The organism is Oceanobacillus luteolus, from assembly GCF_042678205.1.
Taxonomy (GTDB): domain Bacteria; phylum Bacillota; class Bacilli; order Bacillales; family Amphibacillaceae; genus Oceanobacillus; species Oceanobacillus luteolus.
This window is the reverse complement of record NZ_JBHUDE010000013.1, coordinates 1-6190: the sequence shown is the minus strand read 5'-3', so window position 1 is coordinate 6190 and position 6190 is coordinate 1. Positions and strand designations below refer to the sequence as shown.

The 6190-nt window shown below is 34.4% G+C and carries 4 protein-coding genes and 3 pseudogenes; 1 reads left to right on the top strand and 6 read right to left on the bottom strand.

The window, feature by feature from the left end; all coding sequences use genetic code 11:
* Window positions 1–135: 135 nt before the first annotated feature.
* From ACFSBH_RS03935 to ACFSBH_RS03910, 6 genes and pseudogenes are all read right to left on the bottom strand, one after another.
* Window positions 136–1053: a stage II sporulation protein P gene (locus ACFSBH_RS03935; protein ID WP_251517872.1), complete on the bottom strand. Its 918-nt coding sequence runs from the start codon at window positions 1051–1053 to the stop codon at window positions 136–138.
* Window positions 1040–1240: pseudogene (locus ACFSBH_RS03930) on the bottom strand (RNA polymerase sigma factor); the annotation flags it as partial. The pseudogene ACFSBH_RS03930 and the gene ACFSBH_RS03935, both read right to left, overlap by 14 nt.
* A gap of 109 nt (window positions 1241–1349) precedes the next feature.
* Window positions 1350–1864: pseudogene (locus ACFSBH_RS03925) on the bottom strand (Tn3 family transposase); the annotation flags it as partial.
* A 225-nt stretch (window positions 1865–2089) separates the two neighbouring features.
* Window positions 2090–2530, bottom strand: coding sequence for a cell wall hydrolase (locus ACFSBH_RS03920; RefSeq protein ID WP_251517861.1), 441 nt, complete (start codon window positions 2528–2530; stop codon window positions 2090–2092).
* 157 nt (window positions 2531–2687) lie between these two features.
* Entirely contained in the window at window positions 2688–3074 is a 387-nt protein-coding gene (locus ACFSBH_RS03915; RefSeq protein WP_251517863.1) for an RNA polymerase sigma factor, read from the bottom strand.
* Window positions 3075–3677: 603 nt separating this feature from the next.
* Window positions 3678–4622, bottom strand: a complete 945-nt coding sequence (locus ACFSBH_RS03910) for a polysaccharide deacetylase family protein (RefSeq protein WP_251517866.1) — start codon at window positions 4620–4622, stop codon at window positions 3678–3680.
* A 1165-nt stretch (window positions 4623–5787) separates the two neighbouring features.
* On the opposite strand from ACFSBH_RS03910, the pseudogene ACFSBH_RS03905 reads away from it, so the two are divergent.
* Window positions 5788–6090: pseudogene (locus ACFSBH_RS03905) on the top strand (transposase); the annotation flags it as partial.
* Window positions 6091–6190: the final 100 nt, after the last annotated feature.

The following is a 6190-nucleotide window of genomic DNA, read 5'->3' as shown; positions in this document are numbered from 1 at the left end:
TACGAACCAAAGCAAAATTGGCTGGATTAAGTCCGATAGAATACCGAACTCAATCCAGCCAATCAGCTGCATAATAAAAACTCTAACTTTTAGGGGTCGCCACCATAATCGTCTTTTTTAGTCTGACTTTTGTTTCTAATCTAATTTATCTAGGACATCAATAATGACATCGGAGATTATCTCAGCACCTCTATATTCTTCCTCTAAAGTATTTTCAAAACCACCAATTTCAATTAACAATGAATTTCGAAATAAATCTTGATTGTAGCTACCTCTATTTGAACCTTGTGATATTGTAATTCCTCTTGATACACCTGGATAATTATCCTCTAATGTCTCGTGAAGTAGTTCAGCTACTTTAAAATTCTCTTCGTAATTACTATTATTCTGATAAATGACAAAAGAAATTCTTGGTACCTCAGTCCCACCAAAATTGGTTGTAGTAAAACTTCTGTCCAAAGAATCTCTGTGGATATCTAATACTAATTTTATACTCTCGTGTTCATCTAAAACATTTTTTACTATTTCACCAGAAATTAAATACGAATCCTCGTATTCTAACCCTCTATTTTCAAGTTGCTGCACAATATCAGTATTATCGTGAAGGACATTAATCCCTTGCATTTCTAATATGTCAGCAATTCTTTTTCCAACCATCGTAATGTTTTTCTCTTTATCGAATGCTTTATTTGTATCATCTGTATCAAGAAGAGGCATAAAGGACTCTGTATTGTGGGTATGGTATATAAAAACGGTTGGTTCTGAACTATTTATAGTGGGATGTACACTATTATTTTGATTTACTGTTGATAACAATGTTTGAAAAGAACTGGTTACATATTCTGTTCCATTGAAAAATGACAACCATATAATTAAAGTTAGCGTCAGTGCTGTTGCGAGTGTATATTTAATCTTCTCTTTGAATCGGTATAGTTTATTACTTCTATTTGCCTTTGTAATTAATATTCGCTTTGTTTCTCTAACAAATTCAGGTCTAGGTTCCAACTCAAAAGAATTCTTTACTTTGTCTAATAGCTCTTTATCCGTTTGCATTTTGGAAAACCTCCCTTGACGGTATTAGTTTCCGTCTAAGTATTTTTAATGCACGATGATAATCTACCTTCACCTTAGATTCCTTACAACCTAGTATTTCTGCTGTTTCTCTAATGGAGAATTCATTAATTCCCCTAAGTATAACAACAGCTCTATAGTGGGGTTTTAAGGATATGATAGCTGCCCTTATTAGTTCCTTGTTTTCCTTCTCGTCTACTACTTGGGGTACAGTCAGGAAAATGCGGATTTACAACGCTAAGCCCATTTCCCCGACTATTCCCCCAGTTTTAACAACGTTAAGAAAGTTTCAAGGGTCTTAAAGAATCTAACGAGACCATTTTCTCCGAATTAAAATGGTATTCTCCAAGTAAATTAATATGTACCCAACCTAGAGGTGACATATGGTGCAATAATTCTTCATTAAAACTACCTGACCGTTTTTGATATTCAACTGCCTTTGTTAGATGTAAAGTATTCCAGATACTGATGGCATTAATGATTATATATTTAAGGCACTGGCCCTTTGCAATTGATGCTGTATGGTTCGTTCCCTAAGCTCGCCTTGTTTTCCGAAGAAAATAGCTCTTGCCAGTCCATTCATGGCTTCTCCTTTATTCAATCCTTTTTGTATTTTTCTTCTTAATGATTCATCCGAAATATAATTCAAAATAAAGATCGTTTTTTCTATTCGGCCCATCTCACGTAAGGCTGTAGCCAAGCTGTCTTGTCTTGAATAAGAACCTAATTTCCCCATAATAAGGGATGCTGAAACTGTTCCTTCCCTTATAGAATGAGCTAATCGCAAAAATTCGGACCGAAAAAAGAAAAAGTGATTTTATTGGAAATCCTCCTTTGAAATTGAATATGTAAGAAATGAATAAAACCATTAGCCATCAAGGGAACCAAAACCATGTTTATAGGGGATTATAATTAACATAATCATGTTTATAGACACTGAAAAAAGGATCTTCCAGTAAGAAGATCCTTTTTTTTGCTGCTAAAAGTTTTAGTTTTTAAAAATATTCGAATCTTTTCCTCAACGACTATAAACGCTTTCACATGTTCCAGGCGCTGGTTCATAAAAACAATGTTGTTTAAATTGACCACTAAAAGGTTGGTCATACCATGTTGGAGGACACGGACCATATGGATTAAAGTACCAAAGAGCATATTTCGCTGGGTAATCTCTCCAATATTCCAAATTCTTTCTTGCTAATCTTCTTTCAGATTCTCTTGCTCGTTGATAAAACATATTGCCTTTTTGCACAGCTTCAAAGGAGTAATTTCCCCCTTGTACTTGAAAAATAACATCTTCAATGGTCCTTACATCCATGAAATCCGCACAATCAGCTACAGCACGGTTTACAATCACGTTTCCAACATATAGCATCCCCTGTACTCCTTCACCTTCAGCCTCTGCTCTCATCATCCTTGCCATTAAATCAACGTCTGCATCTCGGTAAGCGACTCTTGCCATTTTTCCACCTCCAAAATACAGTATGAAAAAAAGCAACATTCATGTCTCTTTTTTACAATTTGTTAGGATAAGAGCACATCAATTTTCTTGGTGAATATAAACTTTAGTCTTCATCAATCAGGCGCTTTAATGAAGTAACTAAAGCCTAATTTTTCACTTATAACACCGAGAAATTAGACTTTTTATATTTTGATTTCCTTAACGTTGTAAATCCGCACTTTCCTGACGCTACCCCTACTTGTGCGGGATTGTTGCTCTCTTCGAGGATTTGATTAAAAAAGCTATCTTTGAATATAGAAGTAAATTTTTTTCTTCTGAGGTGATCAATAGCTGTATGCTTTGCTATAGAAAGAATCCAAGTTGATAATTTTGATTGGTGATTAAAATTAGAACTATGTTTCAAAACCCTAATAAAAACTTCTTGAGTTAAATCTTCAGCTTCGTTGCGATTACCAACAAAACAAATCAAGAATTTATACACGTCCAAATAATGCCTCTGATAAATTAGTTCAATATCTCCATTTATCTCAGTTGATTTAGCCAAGTTTAATCCCTCCTTTTTTGCTATTCACCTATTAATCGAATGAGCATTAGAAAAGGTTACAAATATTTATTCATTAATAAAAATTTATTTATATAATATTACGAATTGAATTATAATTATATAGTAATGTGGAGTGGAGGGGAATGGTGGATTTTTACTCCTTAACAAATGGGTGCAATAGTTCAACAAGGATTTAGGCTAAGAAGAAATAGAACCCTTTAACAGGGTTCTATTTGTCTCCTGGAGAAAATCCAATGGGACAATCTTATACTGTGTTAAATTTCTTTTATTCTCATTAGAAGTACTTTTTTGTTTGAACGTATGGAACTCATACCTTTTGATTTATAAATTAAAAGGTATGAGTCTGCGATTCGGAAGCCTTTAGTATGCTGAACCACTAACACAAAAAGGCACTGTATTAATTTTCTCTTTTGACTCCTGCTAAATACTTCAGCTTTTTGATTTCCAAGTTCATAAGGACTAACAGCAAATAGTTAGGCTTTTAAGAAATCCACAAAATGAATTCGATTTTAGATTCCTGCTTTTTTGATGTTCGGGTTGGAAAATAAGTGTATGGTATTTGTTCTTGGCCTTTTAACCACTCTACGGAAATTCATTAGAGAGTCGTTTTTCACTCATAAGATCACTGACAGTACCTAGCTGATAACCTTTTGCTTTTATATTCGTTATCATTGCCCCTAGGCCCTCAGCAACTGGTTTTGTCGGATGCATAAGAACCATAGAACCTTTTTCAACCTTTGCTACAACACGACTAACCATTTCGGAAGGTGCTGGTTTTTTCCAATCCACCGTATCAACCGTCCATAGAATCGTTTTCATATTTAGTTGATTTGCAACAGAAACTGTTTCCATATTAAAACTTCCACTCGGAGGTGCAAACCACTTCGGTTTTATGCCAAGGGTTGATTCAATAACTTCATTTGTCTTTGTTAATTCATTCATTGTTTCAGCTTTGGAACGCTGGCTTAGGTCGGGGTGGCTATAGGCATGATTACCAATTTCATGCCCCTCCATATGAATCATCATAGCAAGGTCGGGGTTCTTTTTGGTCCAACTACCATCAAAGAAAAAGGTTGCTTTAACTTGATGTTCATTTAATACTTCGAGAATTTTGGGGATGTATTCATTACCCCAGGCTACATTGATCAACAGGGACACCATAGATTTTTGGGGATTACCCCTATAGATTGGTTCAGGTTCCAGGTCATCCAAATGGATACTTGGCGATACCTCCTTATAAACAATTTTGCTTGCATCAAAACGACCATCCTTCTCCATATTTTTATAACTTTCATTAACATCTACACGTAACCCATTGTAACCGGGTATTGCTTTCCAAATCTTATCCACTTTTGCGTCAATCGGATCTATTTTATGTTTTTCATCGTAGGACTCAATCTTTTGGTAAAGATTATCCTTATCGGTCCCCGGGGATGCCAGAATTGCGGATGGATTGGCAAATCCCCCCAAGATTAACACCGAGGTAACCGCAAATATTGTTAGGTAAATGGTATTTTTCCTTCTCATCTTTTCCACTCCTGCAAATTGATAAAATCCCCAATTGAAATTCAGGACGGTGTGGCTTGAATTGTTAATACAATTGGCTTAACTCCATTGGGGATTCTTTTATTGGTATGTTTCCCATCTTACAATATTCAATGTATTACCTTATTACCTCTGCCTCCTTAAAGACTGGGGAACAACTTTCCCTAATGGAGTCTTCTTCATAAATTTAGGTTGTTAGACTATACCAGGGAAAATTTAAAAGGTATTTCAAAAAGCAGTAAAAAAGATGAGGAACTAGCTTTGAAAAAATTAGAAGATGTGATGAGAATATCATTTCGGATCATGCGGCAAGAAATAATTAATCCTTAGAAATAGAAAGTAATTGAACATTTTATAGCATTGCATGAGATTACTCTGCAATGATTTTTTTCTATTATTAATTAATACATATATACATATATACATATTTACAGATTACTGTAATCCTGTAGGGCCACACAATCCTGTTCAATGGAATTTTTTTTTTAATACACAGTGCATACTTATTTCATAGAAATTAACTAACTGATCTGTAAACTTTGTGAAGACATGTACTTAAACAAAAGGAACAGGATAGTTGAAGAAGGAAGTTGCAAGATTAACTTTATTTATAAATAGATAGTCATAGGTGAAAATTTTTAGAATCCATTTTACTCCGCTTTTTTCAAAATAGTTCTTCTTATTTACCGTAAAACACGATTTTAAATCAAACTTTATTTCAAAGTGAGACATGGTTCCTTACTTGCTTTCCCTATCTAAAACGAGTATTACAATTGAAGAAGTGTTGGAGTTGTTAAGAAAATAAAGAAAAATTGTAGTTACACTTATNCAAAAGAACAGGTGGATAGTATTTTAGGAGTTGATGTAAAAGTGCGATATCGTACCCAAAAGAATGAATTTCAGGATTTAAATAAGCAATTTTTAAAACCTATTATACATAGGGAAATCTACGGTGAAAAAATATATGTACCCCTCAACCTTTGGGATAGATAAAATAATGCGAGTAGAATATATAATTGAATGAATTTCATAATTCTTAGTCCATGTCTCCCAACGGTTTTGAGAGTTAAAAAAAGAAGCACCTCCCCAAATCTTGTATAATGGTAGTTGACTATACAACCATAAAAAGACTGAAGGAGTGCTTCTTATGACCATTATACGACAACCAAGTTTATTTGGCATCCAGGAATTATATGACATGGAGCCTACCCAAAAATATGATGCCATTATTGCAGCGATAGACTTGGATAAAATCTATCATGCAGTAACGAAAAAATCACGACTTGGCGCACCGGAAGAACTAAACTATGCCGCCATGATTATCTCTATTTTCGTTAGATATATTGAGCGTATTCCGATGGTAAAAGATCTTATTCAACGCCTCAAGGATGATATTGCCTTTAAACTAAATTGCGGGTTCCTAGTTTCAGATAGGGTACCTTCTGAATCGTAAACCCGTAATCAAACAACGCATACAAAAATGAAGCACCTCTTGCTAAGATAGAAATATCAATTGAAGGAGGTGCTTTTCTATGCCACATGAAGAACTA